Here is a 15,764-nt window from a genome sequence, read left to right on the forward strand (position 1 = left end):
CTGAAAGCTGAACGCTGATTGCTCTCATCCAGAGCTACCTGATGAGGAGCCTGTCTAAAAACCGCTTCCCATAGGCATTCAACTTATCGGCCTCTTTAATTTCCAGCCATTGATTATCCGCGGTCAATCCCTTAAGCTGTATCCGGAGGGAAAGGCGTGTGCTCAGGGGGTCGGAACATTTTATTTCCAACCGCACCCTTTCTTCCGTTTTCAGGAAAGAGTCTTCCGGCAAGGGAGTGGTGAGGACGGGGCCGATTGATAAAAGCCCTTGATGTTGATCCACCCCTTCGAAGGGAAGGTGCTGCCTTTTACACTCTTTAATAAGCCGATCTTTAACTTCCTCACAGGGGATATCGTGGATCATCACATTAACACCGGCCGGGACGGCCTTCATATGAACTTCCTTACAGGCCGTTGCGCTGACAATAAAAAAAGAAAATAAAATAAAAAGGATTGCCGGTCTCATTAATAGTCAACCCTGACGAAAGTTTGCGTCCCCTTCGGTTGATAACGGCTGCCCTTCAATTTCCCCTGTAAAGAAAGATAGGGTGTGATATCCCAGCCATAAGGACGGGAATAGAGAAGATTCATAAAATTTCGAACCGGCGTGGTGATGTTGGAATTTCCCCCATCAAAGTCCATCAGTCCCCCGTCGGCGGTATGGCCGAAAAAACCCAGGGCATGACCCATTTCATGGGAAACGGTATTGTCCAAGCCCCCTTTACAGGAGGTTTGGTTGGTATGGATCTGCACAATGGCCTGCGAAATCTTTCCGGAATTAAAAAAATAGGTCGTCGTTACACCGCAGGAACTTCCCGAACTGGTCAAACTGAAGGAAACGCCGTCTGAAGGCGGGGAACCCATAAAAGAAAAATTAACCGGACCGGCCCAGCGGCTGATGGCCGCTTCGGCCCCGGGGATACCGCCGGTGAAGACCTTTATGGTATTGGATTCCCACCGGATGGTATGCCCATCTAACTGATTGGCATTGTAGTTATAAAGGTATTGAAAATCAGTGGAAGAACCGCCTCCGCCCGAATTGGAACTTCCCAGGTCACAGGCCCAAAGGCCCAAGGCCAGGATTAACAGACATCCAATCTTTAATATACTCTTTTTCATCCACTCGATGAAAACAGATTCTGCCAAACTCCTTTTTAAAATCATTCCTTTAAAAAAAAATGGGGTGGGTGAAGGGACTTGAACCCTCGGCCCCCAGGGCCACAACCTGGTGCTCTAACCAACTGAGCTACACCCACCATAATATTTTAATTTTTTATTATAACCGGATGGCAAAAATCATGCAAGTTTAAATTTTTATGATTTCACAGAAAACCGTCATATTCCTTTATCCTTGACTTGAAAGGGGTATATCCCCTATAAGTTCTATATAAATCCTGTTATTCCTGTTAAAAAATATTATTAAGGTGTCTCCATGAAAGAAGAAGATATTGTTGAACTATTCAAACGCCGAACCAGAAATCCCTTTCGCCCCAGATCTTCCCAAATCATCCAGACTCTTTTTACTAATTTTAAGCCTTTCTCGCCCACCGGGGATTCCCTGATCTGTGGCGAAGCCAAATATGGCGACAAGAGACTCCTGGTCATCGGCCAGGAAAAGCCGACCCTGGATAAATTACGCAATCCCGAATATACCGGCAGACTCAACCTCGGCATGCTTTCTGCGGATGAACATTCCCAGATCCTGGGGATATTGAAACAAGCCCGGACCATGGATCCCAATGAACTGGTTATATTGTGTCTCATCGATACTTACGGGGCCGATATCTCCATGACCTCGGCCCGTCGTTTTCAGGCCTATTTTATCAGCCATCTGATTTATGAGTTTTTAACCATCCCGATCCGGACCATCTCCGTGGTTATCGGCGAAGGGGGAAGCGGAGGGGCCCTGGCCCTGCAGGTTACCGACCGCCGGGCCCAGTTCGAAGATGCCCTCTATGCCACGGCGCCTCCGGAATCGATGGCCTCCATTATCTTTCGGGACGCATCAAGGATCCGGGAGGCCCTTCTGATCTCCAAACCGACCGCCCAGGACCTTAAACGATTAGGAGTCATTGACCAGGTCCTTCCTGTTCCTGAGGATATAAAAGATGTCAAGGGATTTTCGGCCTCCCTTGAAAATTATCTTCAAAAATCCATTCGCGATCTTTCCCGTACCAAGATCCGAAAACTCCTGGAACACCGGGAAAAGAGGGCCCTGGCCTATGGGTTACCCCGTCACCACGGAAAACTCCATGAATTAAAACAACTCCTGGAAAAACCCTTTAAAAAGTTCTTTTATAAGGTGCCGCCGGATATCCAGGTGGTCACTTACAACAGCCAGACCCAAATCCCGGACGACTATGCCAGCAGCGAGCCCCTGGAAATCAACCAGGAGTATATTCGTTGCGGGCAGGAGCGAAGCCCAAAACCTTCCGGAGGCTGCGGCCGGTTAATCAAATTGGAAGATTATTTAAAAAATTTCCAGGTCTGCCCTTTTTGCGGCCGCCAGAATATCCTGGATGCCGGCGGCTGGATTGATTGCATCACCGATCGGGACACTTTTTTTGAAATAAACCGAAATTTGACGGTGGGCAGTCTGCTGGACGACCAGTTGATTACCAACTATTACCGGGAGTTTTTAGATAAACAACGCTCCCATTTTAAAGAATCCCTGGTCACCGGGGAGGCCCAGATTTTCGGCCAGCCGGTCATTCTGGCTGTTTCAGAATTCTACTTCAGCGGCGGTTCTAGGGGGGTGGCCTATGGAGAAAAATTTATACGGGACGTAGATTTGGCTATTGAAAAAGAATGCCCTTTTGTCAGCCTCTGCTGTTCCGGCGGGGCACGGTTGTACGAAGGCATCCTGGCCTTGATGCAAATGGTCAAAACCATCGCTTGCGTAAACCGCTTAAACCGCCTTGGACTGCCGTTTATTTCCATTCTCGGGGATCCTTCAACCGGTGGCGCTATTGCCAGTTATGCCTCCCTGGGAGATGTTATCCTGGCTGAACCCAATGCCCTGGTTATCTTTACCGGACCCCGGGTGATGAAATCCAGGGGGTTCGATGTGGATGAGGGATTGATACGTTCCAATTCCCTTCAACAATTATCCGGTCTTATTTATCAACATCTGGATTATTTTTTTGACATCCGCGGGATTCACCAGGTATCGGAACGAAAAGACTTAAAACGGGAGCTGACAAAATATCTGGAATTTTGCCGGAAGAATCGCCCCAAATAGACGGCCATGACTTCAATCGATCCCAATGATAACGCTTTATTCCGTGACAAAGAAAAGATCCCTGAGCATTACTGGCAGGACCTGGGTTTGATGGACCCTCAAGACGTCTGTCGCCGGGCTTTGGTCACCTTTCAACCCGGAACCGGCTACCAGGTCCCTTTCTGGAATCGGGTTTACTTATGCCATCCGGAGTCAACCCGGATCTGGCAGGCGGACCGTCCTGATAAACCATTAGGTTTTCAGGAATACCTGGTGATCTTGATGTACTTATTGAAAGCCCAGGAAAGCCCCCTGGAGGGAAAGAAGGTCAGCGAACGGGAAATTCCCGGCGGAGAATTGTTTTTTCGCGGCCCCCATGCTTTGGTTAAAAAACCTCTGGGGAAAAAATTCGGGCAAGACCCTAAAGGGTTTCTACAGGCCGGTCTCGGATTGGGGGGGCGTGAAACCGGAAAGGGGGATGCCTCTTTCGAACTCCTGGTTCTGCCGCGCATCCCGGTTGAATATATCCTTTATGTTGAAGATGAGGAGTTCCCGGCCCAGGTCAACATTAATTTCGACAGCAGTATCGGTCGGCTTCTGCCTTTGGATGTGATCTGGGCCCTTGTCAATCTAACCGGCTGGTATTTGGTGCCGAGATAAGCGCTGCTTTAGTACGAAAATAACGTTCAGGGATCGGGGGTCAGGGATCGGGGGTCGGCGAAAGACATTTTCATTCTTCGTAGTGCCCGACCCGGGCATGAGCGCTTAATACGAAAATGGCTCAAAGCTCAAAGCAAACCAAAAACAATTAAATCGACGCCTGGCGAAAGATATTTGAAATTATCTGCGGGTATCGGCGAAAATCTGCGGCCTAATTTAATAAATGGAGTAAATCATGACGTTTTCCACCCCTTTTTTTATTGAACTTCCCCAACCAATCCCCGGATGGGAAAAGTTTATCCGGTCCTGGGTGATCCAGGGTGACCCGACCATAGTGGTGGACGTGGGGCCCAGGGCTTCGATCGATTTGTTGATCGGCCAATTAAACCAAAAAGGCATTACCAGGGTCGATTATGTCTGGCTGACCCATATCCATATCGATCATGCCGGCGGCCTGGCCCCTTTTTTGGATCATTTTCCGGCCGCCAAGGCCGTAGCCCCGGCCAAAGGATTGCCCCATTTGATCAACCCCGCCAAACTCTGGGAAGGCAGTCTTGCCACCTTGAAAGATAAGGCGGTGGCTTATGGCCCTATAGGTCCGGTAGCCCCGGAACGTCTTATCCCCAATGACGTCTTTTCATTGGAGGGCTTGAAGATCCTGGAAACGCCAGGGCATGCCCCCTTTCATCTGAGCTTTTGTTACCATGATCTTTTGTTTGCCGGAGAAGCGGCCGGGATCTATCTGCCTTTTGGGGAAAAAAAATATCTTCGCCCCCCTACCCCGCCCCGGTTTTTCCTGGACCAGGCCGTAGCCAGTGTAGACCTCATGCTGGCCTTGAAAGACCTGCCCCTCTATTTCGCCCATGCCGGGAGCCACCCGAGCAGTCATGAAATGCTCAGGCTATATCGTGACCAGCTTTTTTTCTGGAAGGATCTTATCGCCGGGGTTCTCAAGTCCGATCCCAAGGACCCGGTAGAACGAGCCACAGAGGTCCTTCTGGAACAAGATCCCCTGTTGAACTGTTTTCAACAAATGGATCCCTTCTCCCAGGAAAGGGAACGCTTTTTTATGGCCAACAGTATCGCCGGGTTTGTGGGCTATTTAAAAAGTCAGGCGATGAGCAATGGGCAATAGGTTAGAAAGCTCTCCTGATTTCTTTTACCTATAGCCTATAGCCTTTTGCCTCTTGCCTATCGCCTGTTTTTTTATTCTGAATTCTAAATTCTAAATTCTTATTGTGTTCTTACCCAAAATTAAGTATATTTTCCTTCATGCCCCCGTAGCTCAGTAGGATAGAGCGGCAGATTCCTAATCTGTAGGCCGTGAGTTCAAGTCTCGCCGGGGGCACCATAAAATCAGGTACAACCATATATCCCCCCTGGGCTTCCACCGGTAACCGCAAGAGCAAAATTTTCAGATCCCCCGGGATCCTTTTCCGGCCTGACCCTCCAGTCACTACAGTTAGGACACAATACCTGGGTCATTTTGTTCCCATTTGAATCCGGGGCTTATTCAGGCACCCCTTCGGCCTATTTTTTAATCGCTCATTCGGAGCTATACAAAGATTTCAGTGGAGAGGATCGAAAGTCACCAGACTTTAAGGGTGACTCCCGCCATGGTAGCGGGGGTAATGGAAAAGCTTTGGGAGATTGAGGATATCCTAATTTAAGGAATGATTATGCGTTGCAGGTTTGGATACCGAATATAGGTTCATCCAGTCTGTTCATCCATTCTGACAGCTTAAATTCGACTTTTTTGACTTTCTTGGGGGCCTTTTTGGCGGCGATATCATGAAGAATAGATCGGGAATTTTGGGACAGGACTTTCCCCGTGCTTTCTGATGCATTCATAACATAGAGCATCCGCAAATTTTTATCATGGGGAGCCGCGATTATTTGTTTTCCGTTCTCCCACCTCGAATAAGTCTCCGGCTCCATGGACAGTGCGGCGGCCATATCCTTGCTCTTCATCCCGATTTCTTTACGTAAAAACCTGACCTCCAGTCCGGTTAATAATTCCTTCCTGCAAACAATATTTTTTCCGATCAGTAGATGAAGCTCATTAAGGTGTGGTATTTCAACGTAAATTTCCCCACACTTTTCGCACTTATATTGAGAAATCCCGGCCAGCCAGATATGATCTAATCCGCTTTCCTTATAATGATAAGGACGATTTTTAAGAGTTCCCAATATATTGTCGCATTTAGGGCATCTTTCCATTTTATATTCCTCCAAGGACGGTCACGATGATCAATTTTGTGTTCTTAATGACGATTGTAATAACACCACCCATATATCCTTCAAGGTCCTCGCCATGAATTTCACAATGGTACTTTTCGGTTCCTTCTTGGTTAAACTTAATAATCTTGCCATTTTTCAGTATATGCCGGACATCGCCCATCGTATAATTTCTCTCGACCATTCTTGCTTTAACATGGCCGGAATAAATCAATAATCCGTGGTCCAAAATTTCCCGGATTTTAGACTCAAGCTCTTCAGCCGTTATATCGACCATTTCATTTAAATAATCTTGTCTTCGGCTATTGTCAATAGAAAAGTTGACATTATGTCAAGTTTTCTTTAATAGAATACTCAATAATGAATCTATTGTTGGTTCGAATCCCACCCTCTCCGCCATTAAGTTATTGATTTTATATTTATAAATTCCTTAATTTCTGTTAGATAATTGTTAGATAGATAATTTCCGGGAGGGAGTTTTTTAGGGCCATTCGTCACAGAGTTTTTAAAGTCGAAAGTTCAGTTTCTTCTGATAGGCAAGAAAAGTTATTATGTCGTGTTGATTGAAAAATGATTCAGCACGAAATTCATGCATTCCGCCGTTCACATCCGGGAGACCAAGGCCGAACTCTCCAACCGGGCCGCCCCTCCTCTTGTTCGTATTGCTATCAATCTCCTGCAAGACCATATCCGGTGAGACCAGGGCGAAATTTATCATAAATTTTCCTGATCTTATAAAATGGCGGCATCTGTTTTCCTGATCATCAGGCTTATTCATCCACCAAGGGGTGCTTACGACCAATGCCATCGGAAGATCATGGCTGAATTGGACATACCTACGTCCCGTTGTGACCCACGATTTTTTGTTTCTGTTTTTTAACAGAACAATACTTTCCCATTCAGGTGTGGTATCGAGAGCTTCTTCCGTGAATTTTTTTCCTCCAAACATAAGGCCTGATGCGCCATAGTTTGCTTCGGCTTCCAGCATTTCCTGGAAATCAGGGTCCAAGGTCTGTGCCGTATCTCCAAGAAAATAGGGGCGATGCCATTCAAGAAGGTATGTACCGAGTCGTGGAAGGAAGCCCAGTCTTTTTTTGGGGGCGGGAGAGAAGAATCAACAAGGATTTGAGCTTCGTCCGGGAGCCAGATGGCGTGAAGATCTATTTTCTTTGCAATATTAACGAGTTTTTGTCCGTTGACTTTTACCTTGTGCCAAAAGCGTCTAAGGAGGGTGACATCTTCAAGGTCATAGAAATTTCTATCGATATCAAGGTATTCCAAGACATCTTCTATCAAAAAAGGCGGTTTTCTCAGGCCGGCGTCTTTGAGAACCCTGTTGATGACTTTATCAATCTCCAGACGGGTGGCTTCATCAGGCAATTTTTTTTCTCTCATCTTTAAGGAATTTTACAAATTCATCAAGTGTCACTTTCTCCTCATCCGTCAGATTGGAAAATGACTCTGATTTCGCGGCAAACCTTGACGCCTCTGCCTGAAACTCCGGCGGGATTTCTTTGATCGCCCCGGCCAGCGCAGCAAGTTTGCGCTGAGATATTCCATAGAATTTGCTTAATTTATGTAAGATCAACGGAGTCGGACGATAATTGATGCTTCGTTCCATAGAAAGGATATCTCTTTTGTCTATTTCCGTCTTTTGGGCGATCTGATCCGGTGACAGACCGAACCTGAGTCTCAATCCTTTCATGACTTCACGAAACACGTACTGAATGGTCTGCCGCTGTTCGTCTTCCGATGTCACGTGGACTGTAAGGTGCTTATTCAGCGCTTTGGCTATACGGCTCAGCATTGATAATGAATGGCCGTTATAATCCGCGTCTTCCAGGCGGCTGATTACCGACTGCGTTGTGCCGACCAAATCGGCAAGTTCTTTTTGGGTCATACCGGTTTCCTGGCGCAGATCATAGATCATCTGGGCGACCTCGGCATTGACCCTTTCGGCTTGTAGTGAAGCCTTTCTTCCTGCGTCGTCTCTTATGTAGCGCCGGTGCAGAATTTCAACAGCATTCGTTGATTGGTTCTTTTTCCCCATGATTTTCACCCCCTCACTGTATGCTTCATGGGATTGCTTTCAAATTTCTCCTTTCGAAGGATGGCAAGATCGATCTCTTTCGGCGGTACTTCATTGCCTTCCTTGGTTAATCAGCTTACTATAATACACTGATTTTTATAGAAAAAATATAACATCCGGTATTGGATTCTATTTAAGGCCGCTCGCAGCTCATATATTTTGTCTCTGAGATAATCTGCAAACGGCCGTCGTAATTCATGGCCGTTATCGGCTAACAGCTCAATGCGGACTATACACTTATCTTGAGCCTTTGGCGGCAAACCATCCAGCCAATCGCTCAGCGGGCATCTCCCATCATCTTCTTGGTATAATAATACGTCAGTTTTTGGCATATTACACTCGATTTGATTTATCAATATAGCAATATTGTGATGTCTTGTCAAGAAAAATATCGCAATATTACGATTTATGGCTGAGGATATATAAAAAATAGCCCGGAGAACCATTTTTCCACCTGCCTGGTGGAATTATTATTAGAGGAATTAAAGAAGAGAAAATACTGCCGATAAAAATAGTGCTTGACAAGATATAAAGAAAGGTTAAAATTTAAATATCATCCCTTTGTGGTCTCGTGCCACATTGGCCCCGCGCTCCCGGTGGACGCGGGTTTTTTTATGCCCACTTTAAAATATGGAAAAATCCTCCCCCAAAAATCGTATTTCTTTTTTTATCGATGGTTTTAATGTCTACCATGCTCTCGAAGACCGGAAATCCTTCCATAAATATAAATGGCTTGACTATTCCTCTTTGGCTAAATGTTTTATTGTGTCTAAGGATAAGATAGCAGATATTTATTATTTTTCGGCTTATACGGATTGGGATCAAGGTAAGGTGGAGCGTCACCGTATCTTTATTAACGCCTTAAAAATGAAAGGAGTAAAAATTATATTAGGGAAATTCAAGCTGAGAGATAAACACTGCCGGGTTTGCTTTAAAAATTATAAAGCACATGAGGAGAAACAAACAGATGTAAATATTTCCATCCAATTGTTCCAAAATGCCCACAATGACACTTTTGACACGGCCATATTAGTAACTGGGGATAGCGATATTATTCCCGCCGTCAAAGCCATAAAGAGGACCTTCCCAATGAAAAAGATCGGGCTTCTAATCCCTATAGGCCGCCGGGCAGAAGAACTAAAAGAAGAGTGTGACTTTCATATGAAAATGAAAGAGAAGCATCTTAGAGACAGCCAATTCCCCGATAAGATCATCATTGACCACGAAAATAATCTTTCTTTAGATCGCCCTTTAACCTGGATCTGATTTTTTTACCCATTCGGCCGATTAAAATTGGCCACCAACCTGCCCATACCAAAAATTTAAAATTTATTGACTTTTTATTAATTTAAGGGTAGGAAATCTGTAGTAAATTTACGAAGTTTTCTTGTTGGCAACCTTTTTACCAAGGAGTGTCGATGGAAGAATAATAGACCCTATTTCTCAAGTGAGAGGTGGGGTTTTTTATTCAAAAGATTTGGAGAGGGGAACTTGAAAAGCAAAATCATTGGGATTCCGATTTCATACCTTACCCGCTCAAAAAACAGACTGGGTAAAGAGGCCGTTCCCTGTGTGGCATCCTGCCGGTGGCTGGAATTCCCACCAGTATCCTCTGGACACTTCAAGGACGGTGAATTAATCCTATTGAGAGTAATGACAAAAGATAAATCCAATAGGGACAAAATAATTTGCAGACTTGTCACTACCAGGGAAAACCTGCTGGACGTAATAAATTCTATAATAAGGCCCTCCAAAGGCAGATAACTTTACCAAAGAGATATAGGAGGGACAAATATAAGTGGACAACGTACCATTTTATTCTGAAATTCTGAAACTTTCTGATATTATCCAAGAAACTGTTTAATAATTTGTTGTCTCATAGGAGCTTGGAGTGGCTGTTCCAAACAACATATTCATAGACACGTGTATTTTTGAGCAAACAGGTTTTAACTTCGAATCAGCGAAGCTGAAACCATTCCGTGATGCATTAAATGGGATGAAGTTGACTTTTATTGATCCTGATCCCACTTTTCGTGAGCGAGCCCGCCATTTGCGAGAACGAGTTGAAGAAGCTGTTAAATCCTTGGAGAAAATAGAGAAGAGCCTTCCTATTATCACGAAACTTGAAAAGTGGCCGAAAGCGTCGAGCATTAGAGAGTGGGAAATCCGACGGTTGGTCAACAAGTCGTTGGAGGAATTTCTCAAACCAATGAAGCATGTCAAAGTAGGTTATGACGGGATAGATATGCATAGAGTCATGACTTGGTTTGACCATGGCCGGGCACCTTTTGGAAAGGGTAAGAAAAGCAAAGAGTTCCCTGATGCATTAGCTGTAGCTATACTTGATCGTTATGCGCAAACAAACAAGTGCGAGATTGCCGTAGTCTCGAGAGACGAAGATTTTGAGCGCGCATGTGCAGAAAGAACAAACCTTTTATATTTCTCTTCTCTTGCTGCGTATCTTCAAGTTTACCAAGGGGAATCTGAACGAGTAAAGCTTGTACAAGCATGGTTTGAGGAAAAGCCAGATTCCCTTGATGAATGGATTGCTGATGCATTTGTCAAAATCGACTTTGAAATTGAAGAGGGTTGGAAAGGTGATTTAAACGACCAACAAGTTGACGAAGTAAAAATAACTGATTTTTATGTGGTTGCTGTTGCTGACAAAGAGTGCACCGTTTCATTTGAAGCCGAAGTAAGCTTTACAGTGTATGCTGATTATGAAGACGAAAATGAGATGGACTACGCATATGATGGAGAGCCTGTAGGGTATCTTCGCAGAAAAAGGCATATTTTTTCCACTGATTACACATCAGGGCTTGCAAAAGTAAAACTCGATAATTCCGCCTCCAAGGTGGAAGCCGTTATTTATGTCGATCTTGATATAGTTTCAACTTCTGTATCAGTCGCCGAATAGGTGATAAAGAAGAGGAGATAACAATCGCGTGAACTTGGACTCGGCGAGATCTCCGCCGCGCCAGCCCCGCTTCTTCCGTTATGGGATAAGATATGAACAAATCCGAATTCGAAAGCCTTGAGGCCAAAGGGCCTGAAACTGTTTTGTCTGAAACGGCAAGGGGGCTTCATGGTGATCCAGGCTCACGAACGAGAGACGGTGTTGAGGCATGGGTGCGGTCTAAACAGGTCACCACAGACGCCGCACACGTATCCGCGCGTGATGCACGAGAAAAAGAGACCCTTGCAATTGCCAAAGAAGCTAATCGGCTGGCATCCGAAGCTAATTCAATCGCCCGCATAGAGGCTGCTGATGCGGCACGTTCGGCTCGATGGGCCAAATACGCAGCGATAATAGCGGCTATTAGTGCAATTGCTACAATAATCATTTCGGTACTGGCTAAAAAATGAATAATGAAATACCCATTAACGGCACTTAGAGGATCACCGGTACTGGCTCCCAGACTCCATTTTTTTAAGAATGACTGGGGGTTCCTTTTATATTTCTCGGGTTGATAGTTAGGTAGAAGAGAAAGGAGACATAATGCAAGAGACGAAAGTCCAAGATGAGACTGAAAACGAGTTAATGCCTTTTCGATATGCTATATTGAGTTATGGTGCAGATTACCCGGTAGACAGCTTAGTTCATCGGCTTGAAAGGGAAGTTATATTTGTTCCCGAATTCCAAAGGAAGTACGTTTGGTCTCTCAAACAAGCCTCGCGTTTTATTGAATCCCTTTTGCTTGGACTCCCCGTTCCTGGGGTTTTTTTTGCAAAAGAAGCCGACACAGGAAAACTCCTAATCATAGACGGCCAACAAAGACTACGGACACTTCAATACTTTTACGATGGATTGTTTATGGGGAAGGAATTTGCTTTGAAAGATGTCCAAGTACGGTATGAAGGGCTTTCTTTTAAGAAACTTGGAATAGAAGACCAACTTCGCCTCAACGATTCGGTTATCCACGCAACAATCATAAAGCAAGAGGAACCCTCAGATGACCAAAGCAGCGTTTACCATATTTTTGAACGTTTGAACACAGGTGGCACTTTATTGCAACCTCAGGAAATAAGGGCATGTATATTTCATGGCCCTTTTGCAGAGTTACTGAAAGAATTCAATGATTGTCCTGATTGGAGAACAATCTATGGCCCTCCCAGCAAGAGATTAAAGGATCAAGAATTGATCCTGAGATTTTTGGCCCTTTTCTTTGATAAAAAAAAGTACAGCCGACCCATGAAAGAATTTCTAAACACGTTCATGGGCTCAAACAAAATGCTTCAAAAGGTTTCACGGAAATCTCTGACTGAAGCCTTTTTACCAACAGTTAGACTCATTGCTGCCACACTTTCGCAACGAGCATTCCGCCCCGAACGTGCTCTTAACGCGGCGGTCCTTGACTCTGTTATGGTTGGAATAGCTCGACGCCTTCAACGCAGTAGCATTAAAGACGAAAAGAAAATTATTCCCGTCTACGAAAGCTTGTTGGGTGCCAAGGAATATATGTCTGCGGTGCGAGCAGGAACATCAGATGAACCCAATGTCACATTACGAATCGATAAGGCAGTCAAGGCCTTTGCCGAATTGCGCTGATGATTCTCTCAGTTTCCAAAGAAAACCAACGTTTAAATCACATTTTTTCACTTGTGGGACAAATGAATTTAGACGAAGAAATTCTTGCCCATTGGGCAAAATATGTTTGTGTCCTAACGTCTGGTTTTGTAGAAAACTCAATGCGAATGATTCTTCAGGATTACGTGAAGAGACATGCAAATTCACCTGTCGTTAACTTTGTTGACAAGCGGATCGAAGGATTAACTAATTTGAACGACGACAAAATTGCACAATTGCTTGGATCATTTAACCCAAATTGGCGTGAAAAGTATCTCCAAACTCGGACATCAGAGCAAAAGGATGCTATCGACAGTGTCGTAGCCAACAGGCATCTGATCGCCCATGGCCGTTCAGTCGGGATTACTTTGTCTCGAATGAAAAATTTTTATAATGAAATAGTTAGGGCGGTCAAAATTATAGACGAGGTTTGTGTGAATTATGAACAATAATAATTAGTTGACCAGAGATCATGAAATAAATATTGCATATGCATTAGAGTAATGTTAGCCCAAAAAGCGGAAGAAATGACAAAAAATGTCGATGGGTATTATGGTGTGACCGTCATCCATGGAGAAAAAGTGGGGGCACGACAATTTCGGGCAAGAGCATACATTTTTCGGCGAGACACGCAAGAAAAGATTGGGAATGATATTTTTGTTGAAAAGGCCACAATGAACTCTGCGGACACTCAAGCATTTCAGGAAGCAAGAAATGCAATTCTTATGATGGGGGTCCCAGAGGCTTGGAGCGGACCGGAGGATGGATTTCGTTCATAAATGGCTAAGAAGACAACCCTTTCACATAGACAAACAAGAAAGGGTGAGCCATATTTATCTGGCAAAACGCCCGTTAGTTCGCCGAATAAACAAGGATAGTGTTAGTTAGGAGTTGTCTTTTGATGAGGTTTAACCAAATTGAGATCGGGGAACAAAATAAGAACAAGCAAATACTGATGCGAAAAACGCCCCAAAAGAGTACAACACATCCTTTCGCATTAATTTGGGTGATGCGCTGCAGTAGATGTAATCATGAGTATGGTTGCAATGGCTGTGACGCCCATGAGCGACGATGCCCTCAATGCAATCCGGATGTTAATCCGGGAGAGCCAATATTATAAATGACCGATTAAAAACTGGATGTTGCCAATCGCCGATGAATCCGAAATTTTGCTAATCCTCTTATTAACCTTACAAAGGGGGATCCCTGTGTCAAATGAAATAGTGATTGACTGCCCGCATTGCGCAGTAAGAGTCAAGGCGGAAGCCAAAACTTGGGTTGGAAGGGAGAACGGGGAAACCTACTTTCTCGTCCGATGCCCGTCTTGTCAGAATGCCCTGTTCGGTTCTGCCTTCGAGTGTCAAGACGAATATAATAATTGGGGTTGGACAACCGCGGAGCGGCTATGGCCATCGCCATCACTGGCCGATGTGGGTCCCGCAATTCCTGAAGCTGCACGCCGTGATATAAAGGACGCGCAGAAATGTCTCTTACATGGAATCTATTCGGCGGCAGCAGTTCTTTGCGGTCGTGCCTTGGAAAGACTGATTAAAGCAAAAGCTGGCAATCACATGATAGGTAAGGGGCTTGGGGAGTTGAAAGCGAAAGGGGTCATTGATCAGCGACTCTACGATTGGGCCGAGGCGTTGAGAAAGGAACGGAATATAGGCGCCCATGCCTCCGAAGAGGATACCACCAAAGAGAATGCACAAGATATCATAGATTTTACCATCGCAATTTTTGATTATGTCTACACTCTTTCGGAAAAATATGAGAAATATGTCAACCGTAAGAACTCTCCAAATCTAAAGTAAAACGGGTAACCATTCCAGCCAGGGGGTTACGTCCAGGCCGCCTTTCTGGGTTTTTTCCAGCAGGTCGTAATAGGCGTTTCGCTCCAGGCGAACTTGCGCCGACAGGCTATAAAAACGCTGCCGGCTATTTTCCGAACGCGCCAGCGCCATATCGGCAATCGCCCGGGCAATCCGGCCGTTGCCGTCCTCAAAAGGATGGATCGTCACAAACCAGAGATGCGCCAGACCTGCCGTCAGTACCGGATCTATAGATTGGGAACCATTAAACCATTTCAGGAAAGCGCGCATTTCCCTGGGAACACGATTAGCCTCAGGGGCTTGATAATGCACCTTCTCCCGGCCGATTGGGCCGGAAACCACCTGCATGGGGTCGGATTTATTGTCACGCCAGCCGCCGACCACGATTTTCGTCATACCACTGCGCCCGGTTGGGAACAGAGCGGAGTGCCAGGCAAATAGACGTTCTTCAGTCAACGGATTGGCGTAATGCCCGGTGGCATCGAGCATTATTTCAACAACGCCCTCGACGTGCCGGTCAACTGGTAAAAGTCCGCCGATATCGAGTCCCAGTCTACGTGCGATAGAAGAGCGCACCTGGTCCCTGTCCAACATTTCACCTTCGATTTCGCTGGATTTGAGAACATCCTCAGTCAAGGTTTGTAGAACGGCTTCGTTGCGAAACGAAAACCCCAACCCCTCCATGCGCCCGATGAGCCGTCCCTGACGATGACGTACACCGGCAAGCTGCCCTGCAATTCTCTCCGGACTCCAAGTCAGTTTTGGCCAATTCTTCCTATCGTGGATATAGTCCATCATTCTCCGCACTCCTGGCGGATTATTATGCTGCTTATCCACCGCAAAATCAAGAACATTCTCCGCATTTATTGCGTCGAAAATAGCTGTTATTCGCCGCAAGGGAGGCAAGAGGCAGCATCCATGTCACAAAACTTTCAAAAAGGGGGGCTTGCCTTCTAGACGGGTAGACGGGGGCCGTACCAGACCTACTGATTGAATTCTCAGTAAATCTTATCAAAACGGATAGAGAAAAAGGGCATTAAACGAACCTTTTTACCCCTGAAAAGGTGCCTCTAAGGAGAATACCGATGCCACGAGCCAAACGATTTGGCGCAACTATCCACCCCGCTGAAATCAGGATTAGGATTCGCCGGGAACAGG

Annotated in this window: 19 protein-coding genes, 2 tRNA genes and 1 pseudogene; 13 read left to right on the forward strand and 9 right to left on the reverse strand. The window is 45.4% G+C overall.

All coding sequences use genetic code 11. The features are described from left to right. Window positions 1-34 precede the first annotated feature (34 nt). From HY879_13005 to HY879_13015, 3 genes are all read right to left on the reverse strand, one after another. Entirely contained in the window at window positions 35-466 is a 432-nt protein-coding gene (locus HY879_13005; GenBank protein MBI5604263.1) for a hypothetical protein, read from the reverse strand. After that, entirely contained in the window at window positions 466-1,146 is a 681-nt protein-coding gene (locus tag HY879_13010; GenBank protein MBI5604264.1) for a hypothetical protein, read from the reverse strand. Before HY879_13010 ends, HY879_13005 begins: the two co-directional genes overlap by 1 nt. A 33-nt stretch (window positions 1,147-1,179) precedes the next feature. Next, window positions 1,180-1,256: transfer RNA gene (locus tag HY879_13015), tRNA-His, on the reverse strand. Between the two features lie 176 nt (window positions 1,257-1,432). On the opposite strand from HY879_13015, the gene HY879_13020 reads away from it, so the two are divergent. From HY879_13020 to HY879_13035, 4 genes are all read left to right on the forward strand, one after another. Continuing rightward, on the forward strand, window positions 1,433-3,241 hold the full coding sequence (locus HY879_13020) for an acetyl-CoA carboxylase carboxyl transferase subunit alpha/beta (protein ID MBI5604265.1): 1,809 nt from the start codon (window positions 1,433-1,435) through the stop codon (window positions 3,239-3,241). Window positions 3,242-3,247: 6 nt separating this feature from the next. Beyond that, window positions 3,248-3,880 carry a DUF3786 domain-containing protein gene (locus HY879_13025; protein MBI5604266.1) on the forward strand — a complete coding sequence of 211 codons (633 nt, stop codon included), beginning with the start codon at window positions 3,248-3,250 and terminating at the stop codon, window positions 3,878-3,880. A gap of 235 nt (window positions 3,881-4,115) precedes the next feature. After that, window positions 4,116-5,015 carry an MBL fold metallo-hydrolase gene (locus HY879_13030; protein ID MBI5604267.1) on the forward strand — a complete coding sequence of 300 codons (900 nt, stop codon included), beginning with the start codon at window positions 4,116-4,118 and terminating at the stop codon, window positions 5,013-5,015. Between the two features lie 139 nt (window positions 5,016-5,154). Beyond that, window positions 5,155-5,231 (forward strand) — tRNA-Arg (locus tag HY879_13035). Window positions 5,232-5,557: 326 nt separating this feature from the next. On the opposite strand, the gene HY879_13040 is transcribed toward HY879_13035, so the two are convergent. The 3 genes from HY879_13040 to HY879_13050 form a co-directional block, all read right to left on the reverse strand. Then, complete coding sequence (locus HY879_13040; protein MBI5604268.1) at window positions 5,558-6,100, reverse strand: helix-turn-helix domain-containing protein; 543 nt, start codon at window positions 6,098-6,100, stop codon at window positions 5,558-5,560. 1 nt (window position 6,101) lies between these two features. Then, a complete protein-coding gene (locus tag HY879_13045; GenBank protein MBI5604269.1) occupies window positions 6,102-6,395 on the reverse strand; it encodes a DUF4258 domain-containing protein in 294 nt (97 codons plus the stop codon). A gap of 228 nt (window positions 6,396-6,623) precedes the next feature. Continuing rightward, window positions 6,624-7,127, reverse strand: coding sequence for a hypothetical protein (locus tag HY879_13050; protein MBI5604270.1), 504 nt, complete (start codon window positions 7,125-7,127; stop codon window positions 6,624-6,626). 5 nt (window positions 7,128-7,132) lie between these two features. On the opposite strand from HY879_13050, the gene HY879_13055 reads away from it, so the two are divergent. Continuing rightward, window positions 7,133-7,519, forward strand: a complete 387-nt coding sequence (locus HY879_13055) for a hypothetical protein (protein ID MBI5604271.1) — start codon at window positions 7,133-7,135, stop codon at window positions 7,517-7,519. On the opposite strand, the gene HY879_13060 is transcribed toward HY879_13055, so the two are convergent. Continuing rightward, entirely contained in the window at window positions 7,491-8,168 is a 678-nt protein-coding gene (locus HY879_13060; GenBank protein ID MBI5604272.1) for a helix-turn-helix domain-containing protein, read from the reverse strand. The two genes, HY879_13055 and HY879_13060, sit on opposite strands and share 29 nt — an antisense overlap. 5 nt (window positions 8,169-8,173) lie before the next feature. Beyond that, a pseudogene (locus HY879_13065) lies at window positions 8,174-8,539 on the reverse strand (type II toxin-antitoxin system RelE/ParE family toxin). Window positions 8,540-8,837: 298 nt separating this feature from the next. Between HY879_13065 and HY879_13070 the strand changes: the two are divergent. The 8 genes from HY879_13070 (at window position 8,838) to HY879_13105 (ending at window position 14,588) form a co-directional block, all read left to right on the forward strand. Continuing rightward, complete coding sequence (locus HY879_13070; GenBank protein MBI5604273.1) at window positions 8,838-9,473, forward strand: NYN domain-containing protein; 636 nt, start codon at window positions 8,838-8,840, stop codon at window positions 9,471-9,473. A 225-nt stretch (window positions 9,474-9,698) separates the two neighbouring features. Next, on the forward strand, window positions 9,699-9,971 hold the full coding sequence (locus tag HY879_13075) for a hypothetical protein (protein MBI5604274.1): 273 nt from the start codon (window positions 9,699-9,701) through the stop codon (window positions 9,969-9,971). Between the two features lie 127 nt (window positions 9,972-10,098). Next, window positions 10,099-11,124, forward strand: a complete 1,026-nt coding sequence (locus tag HY879_13080; protein MBI5604275.1) for a DUF4935 domain-containing protein — start codon at window positions 10,099-10,101, stop codon at window positions 11,122-11,124. A gap of 92 nt (window positions 11,125-11,216) precedes the next feature. Continuing rightward, window positions 11,217-11,573, forward strand: a complete 357-nt coding sequence (locus HY879_13085; protein ID MBI5604276.1) for a hypothetical protein — start codon at window positions 11,217-11,219, stop codon at window positions 11,571-11,573. Window positions 11,574-11,706: 133 nt separating this feature from the next. Next, window positions 11,707-12,756, forward strand: coding sequence for a DUF262 domain-containing protein (locus HY879_13090; protein MBI5604277.1), 1,050 nt, complete (start codon window positions 11,707-11,709; stop codon window positions 12,754-12,756). A gap of 62 nt (window positions 12,757-12,818) precedes the next feature. Further along, the gene (locus HY879_13095; protein ID MBI5604278.1) at window positions 12,819-13,226 is read left to right on the forward strand and encodes a hypothetical protein; all 408 of its coding nucleotides are present in this window, start codon (window positions 12,819-12,821) and stop codon (window positions 13,224-13,226) included. Window positions 13,227-13,277: 51 nt separating this feature from the next. Then, window positions 13,278-13,553: a hypothetical protein gene (locus HY879_13100; GenBank protein MBI5604279.1), complete on the forward strand. Its 276-nt coding sequence runs from the start codon at window positions 13,278-13,280 to the stop codon at window positions 13,551-13,553. Window positions 13,554-13,913: 360 nt separating this feature from the next. Next, on the forward strand, window positions 13,914-14,588 hold the full coding sequence (locus HY879_13105) for a DUF4145 domain-containing protein (protein ID MBI5604280.1): 675 nt from the start codon (window positions 13,914-13,916) through the stop codon (window positions 14,586-14,588). Here HY879_13105 and HY879_13110 read toward each other — a convergent pair. Further along, on the reverse strand, window positions 14,580-15,404 hold the full coding sequence (locus tag HY879_13110) for a Fic family protein (GenBank protein MBI5604281.1): 825 nt from the start codon (window positions 15,402-15,404) through the stop codon (window positions 14,580-14,582). The genes HY879_13105 and HY879_13110 overlap by 9 nt on opposite strands. Window positions 15,405-15,764: the final 360 nt, after the last annotated feature.

This window comes from Deltaproteobacteria bacterium (assembly GCA_016219225.1).
Taxonomy (GTDB): Bacteria; Desulfobacterota; RBG-13-43-22; order RBG-13-43-22; family RBG-13-43-22; genus RBG-13-43-22.

Bases quoted from the DNA above. Each gene is read 5' to 3' on its own strand.
- HY879_13085 (MBI5604276.1), top strand. From the start codon at position 11,217: ATGAACAAATCCGAATTCGAAAGCCTTGAGGCCAAAGGGCCTGAAACT.
- HY879_13090 (MBI5604277.1), top strand. From the start codon at position 11,707: ATGCAAGAGACGAAAGTCCAAGATGAGACTGAAAACGAGTTAATGCCT.
- HY879_13105 (MBI5604280.1), top strand. From the start codon at position 13,914: ATGTTGCCAATCGCCGATGAATCCGAAATTTTGCTAATCCTCTTATTA.
- HY879_13095 (MBI5604278.1), top strand. From the start codon at position 12,819: ATGAATTTAGACGAAGAAATTCTTGCCCATTGGGCAAAATATGTTTGT.
- HY879_13040 (MBI5604268.1), bottom strand. From the start codon at position 6,100: ATGGAAAGATGCCCTAAATGCGACAATATATTGGGAACTCTTAAAAAT.
- HY879_13005 (MBI5604263.1), bottom strand. From the start codon at position 466: ATGAGACCGGCAATCCTTTTTATTTTATTTTCTTTTTTTATTGTCAGC.
- HY879_13030 (MBI5604267.1), top strand. From the start codon at position 4,116: ATGACGTTTTCCACCCCTTTTTTTATTGAACTTCCCCAACCAATCCCC.
- HY879_13060 (MBI5604272.1), bottom strand. From the start codon at position 8,168: ATGGGGAAAAAGAACCAATCAACGAATGCTGTTGAAATTCTGCACCGG.
- HY879_13070 (MBI5604273.1), top strand. From the start codon at position 8,838: ATGGAAAAATCCTCCCCCAAAAATCGTATTTCTTTTTTTATCGATGGT.
- HY879_13020 (MBI5604265.1), top strand. From the start codon at position 1,433: ATGAAAGAAGAAGATATTGTTGAACTATTCAAACGCCGAACCAGAAAT.
- HY879_13025 (MBI5604266.1), top strand. From the start codon at position 3,248: ATGACTTCAATCGATCCCAATGATAACGCTTTATTCCGTGACAAAGAA.
- HY879_13100 (MBI5604279.1), top strand. From the start codon at position 13,278: ATGTTAGCCCAAAAAGCGGAAGAAATGACAAAAAATGTCGATGGGTAT.
- HY879_13110 (MBI5604281.1), bottom strand. From the start codon at position 15,404: ATGATGGACTATATCCACGATAGGAAGAATTGGCCAAAACTGACTTGG.
- HY879_13045 (MBI5604269.1), bottom strand. From the start codon at position 6,395: ATGGTCGATATAACGGCTGAAGAGCTTGAGTCTAAAATCCGGGAAATT.